Genomic DNA, 3,409 nt, shown 5'->3' with positions numbered 1-3,409 from the left:
GCGCTCGGTATAACCGCAGAGCGCCGAGTAGTCAGCGGACACGGTAATGTCGCGCAAATTGTTCAGCCCCGAGAAGAGGCTCACCTTGCTGAACTTGCTCACCCCGGTGAGGAAGGCGAAGCGGATATGGGCGTCGGAATCCTTGATCACGGAGTAAAGATTGCGCAGCCCATCGCGCATCTCGCGCGCCATCTCCGGGCGGGTCAGATTATCGAGGATCGGCTTGTCGTACTCATCGACCAGCACCACCACCCGCTCGCCGTGGCGTGCATGCGCTAGGCGGATCAGCTCGGCGAAACAACCATCCAGACCCGGCTCGGTGCAGACCACGCCCAGCGCGGCCTGATTGAGGCGCAGCTGCTCGCCGATCTTGCCCGTCAGCTCCTCGGGCGTTCGCAGGACCCCGCCGCCGAAGCTCAAACGGATCACCGGCGCCCGGCGCGACCAATCCCAGCGCTCATGGGCATAGAGCCCGCGAAACAATGGCTCGTTCCCCGCAAACAGCTCCGCCAGCGTATCGATCAGCAGCGACTTGCCGAAGCGGCGCGGGCGCGAGAGGAAGTAAGCCTTGCCTTCCTCGATCAACTTCAGGGCCAGCCCGGTCTTGTCGACGTAGTAGCAGCCGTCCTCGCGGATTTCGCGGAAGGTTTGGATTCCGATGGGGAGTTTCAGACGGGTGGGCAGTTTCAGGCGGGGCATGACAAGCACTCCAAGGGCAGCGGCTTGCCGATCGATTATAGAGGCATCCTGCTGGCGAAGATGCGCCGGCTAGGTCTGGCCGGCGAAGGCATCCCTCTGCTGGCCGTGCTGCACCGGAACCTCGGGATGGGTCTTTCAAACGGGATGTCGTCGTCAATGTCGTCGGCGGGGTACGCATTGGCGAGACTGCTGCCGCTCATCCTGGCCCTGCTGTCGAGCGATCGGGACCGCCCGCTACCGCTGGATCTGGCGGTGCTCGGCGAGATCGGTCTGTCGGGCGAAGTGCCCCCGTACCCAATGGACCGGACCGACAACAACGTGGCGATATTGAGGATCGTCCGCCGCGACGGTCCCGGGCGGCGCGTCAGTCTGTTCAGGGGTGATGTTCATGGACAGATTGTAGCTTGCGACACGCGGGAGGATTCGGATCGTTTCGATGCGGACAAAGCTCGGACAGCGAAATGATGAGGTTACGGAGAATCCTGACCGATATGATCACGTCGACAACGACAACGACAACGACAACGACAACGACAACGACAACGACAACGACAACGACAACGACAACGACAAGGAAAGCAAGAACGGTTTCTAAGGTGAATTCCGGAAATGACTTTACTGGGGCGTCAAACGTTGTAGGTCGGGTTAGGCGCGCATGGCCACGGCTTTTCATTTTTTGCTCAAAGTCTTAATGCGCGCCGTAACCCGACGTAGTGCCCCGAAATGTCGGGTTACGCTGCGCTAACCCGACCGACGGGTAGTCTCTTTTCCGGAAAACGCCTAAACGGTAATGCGATGCTGACCCTACCGGCTGGGAGGAGCGACGCCCATCAGCCAAAACGTGCGATGAAGATCTCGGCTTTCGATCACGGGCAAGGCAAAATCCAGTCACGGACTAAAATCATGCTCAGGCATCGATGAGATACGCAATCGACACAGTCGCAAAACGATTGGGTTGAGCGTGGCAAACAAAGTGCCACGAAATGTCGGGTTACGCTACGCTCGACTTTGGCCATTTTTGCAGTCTTCCAGAAAGCTAACTGCTTGAAGTATCGTGAGGGCTGAAAATTAGAGGGGGTCGGGAGGCTCGAACGCCGAAACTGGACCCCTCGTTAATTTTTCACGCATCGTAAGCTATTGATAAAAAAGAGATTGCCAGCCGGAGAAAATGGCCAAAGTCGAGGCTACGCTAACCCGACGGGTAAGATCGACAAGCGGAACGGGGTATTCACCCCGCCACGAACCTTTGGGGCGCTCCCGGCTGGGGGGTTCTCGCAGGATCAGCCGGCATGATTCCTGGCGCCAATACCCTCGGCAATCAGCACGGTGGCCATAGTGTTCATGGAGACGCCATCGCTGGCAGCGAGCGATTTCAGCGCAGCATGGACGCTGCGCGGCAGGCGTTGAACGAACCGCACCGGCGCTGCCTCCGCGCCCGGAACGGGAACCGGGCGGCCATCATCAATGTGTGCAGCCATCCATGCGGCAAACGCCCCGCGTGCATCGGTAATGGCTTCCTCTGGCGTTTCGCCATCTGCCATGCAGCCGGGAAGATCAGGGAATGTTGCCAGAAATCCGCCGCCTTCATCATGGGTCAACGGGCGAATCTCAATCGGGAAATCCTCAAACCTCGGAATCATTCTGCTCTCCAATCAATCAGCGCAATAAACTGCGTCACATACACGGCCTTAATGGGCTTGCGGGCTGGAATGGATACCTCCAGCGGGCAGTCATCGCGCATGAACACCACATGGCTGCCACCCGGTTTGCGTACTTTGATGCTGAAGTGCTCTGCCACGGATTCAATCTGCCCAATACGCCAGTCCCTTGGGTTGGTGCGCATGGCTTGTAGTGTCTTAGCGTGTTTGCTCATGGCTAAATAGTGCCATTGGTGACACTATGCATCAAGGGATTGCCCGACAAGCGGGACGGTTTCTTCACCCCCACCCGAACCTATGGGCCACTCCCGGCAGGCGAGGGCGCCCGTTCGTCTGGTCGCTTGATCTCCTAATTCACCAAGCCTTAGCCGCCCAAGCCCGCCGCCTGCCCAAGGACCTCCTCCGTCCACTGATCCGGCGTCTGACCCGTCCGCGCGGCGGCATGTGACCGCGCGCCGATTCACCTCGGGCGCCACGCGCAGTGGTGCGGGATCGAAGCCGGGGAGCTGGGGCTCCTTCCCGAACGCCTGAACAGGTCTCTAGATCATCATCGACAGCGGGGTAGGGGACGCACCGCGTACCATTCGGCGTATCAAAAACCGCCGCGTCTCAGTCGAGAAACACGGCGGTTTCATCCGACGATGCCAGTGATCCGAACCGACGTAAGGCACGCGATGCGTACCCTACCGGGCTTCCCATGTTTCTTCCGCTGTCGGCGATTCCTCGATCGAGCGATGGGTGACAGACCCCAGGGGAGTAGCGAGACGAGAATTTCGAAGCCGGTCGCATCCGCCTCGGGGAGGCTAGCGCTCACTTTTCATCAGGCATGAATTGCGCGCAAATCGACCCAATTTTGCGAAAATCTAAGGTGTCGTAACTTTAAAAGTCTAAGAATAATAGTAGCTTATTCATGTAAAACGAAAAGCCCCGATCATCGTCCGATCCAACCGCGCGGTCCGTGGGAGCGGGGGGCCCCCCCCCCCCGGGCGCCGGGGGGCGGGGGGGGGGCGCGCCCCCCGGGTTTTGTGGGGGCGGGGTTTAAAAAATATTGG

5 protein-coding genes are annotated in these 3,409 nt (G+C 59.5%); 2 read left to right on the top strand and 3 right to left on the bottom strand.

All coding sequences use genetic code 11. The features are described from left to right. On the bottom strand, positions 1-699 hold a 699-nt coding region (locus G3480_RS25555), incomplete at its 3' end, for an ATP-binding protein (protein ID WP_164657027.1). A 24-nt stretch (positions 700-723) separates the two neighbouring features. On the opposite strand from G3480_RS25555, the gene G3480_RS29330 reads away from it, so the two are divergent. Then, positions 724-1,164, top strand: coding sequence for a hypothetical protein (locus tag G3480_RS29330; protein WP_206171896.1), 441 nt, complete (start codon positions 724-726; stop codon positions 1,162-1,164). Beyond that, entirely contained in the window at positions 1,136-1,294 is a 159-nt protein-coding gene (locus G3480_RS25545; RefSeq protein WP_164657026.1) for a hypothetical protein, read from the top strand. The genes G3480_RS29330 and G3480_RS25545 overlap by 29 nt, the downstream gene beginning before the upstream one ends. A gap of 685 nt (positions 1,295-1,979) precedes the next feature. Here G3480_RS25545 and G3480_RS25540 read toward each other — a convergent pair. Further along, complete coding sequence (locus tag G3480_RS25540; RefSeq protein WP_164657025.1) at positions 1,980-2,339, bottom strand: type II toxin-antitoxin system HicB family antitoxin; 360 nt, start codon at positions 2,337-2,339, stop codon at positions 1,980-1,982. Beyond that, on the bottom strand, positions 2,336-2,542 hold the full coding sequence (locus tag G3480_RS25535; RefSeq protein ID WP_240906073.1) for a type II toxin-antitoxin system HicA family toxin: 207 nt from the start codon (positions 2,540-2,542) through the stop codon (positions 2,336-2,338). The genes G3480_RS25540 and G3480_RS25535 overlap by 4 nt, the downstream gene beginning before the upstream one ends. Positions 2,543-3,409 lie beyond the last annotated feature (867 nt).

The sequence above is a fragment of the Thiorhodococcus mannitoliphagus genome (genome assembly GCF_010915725.1).
Taxonomy (GTDB): domain Bacteria; phylum Pseudomonadota; class Gammaproteobacteria; order Chromatiales; family Chromatiaceae; genus Thiorhodococcus; species Thiorhodococcus mannitoliphagus.
The sequence above is the reverse complement of the archived record's forward strand: the minus strand, read 5'-3'. Positions and strand labels throughout refer to the sequence as shown.

Bases quoted from the DNA above. Each gene is read 5' to 3' on its own strand.
- G3480_RS25545 (WP_164657026.1), top strand. From the start codon at position 1,136: ATGCGGACAAAGCTCGGACAGCGAAATGATGAGGTTACGGAGAATCCT.
- G3480_RS25535 (WP_240906073.1), bottom strand. From the start codon at position 2,542: ATGCGCACCAACCCAAGGGACTGGCGTATTGGGCAGATTGAATCCGTG.
- G3480_RS25540 (WP_164657025.1), bottom strand. From the start codon at position 2,339: ATGATTCCGAGGTTTGAGGATTTCCCGATTGAGATTCGCCCGTTGACC.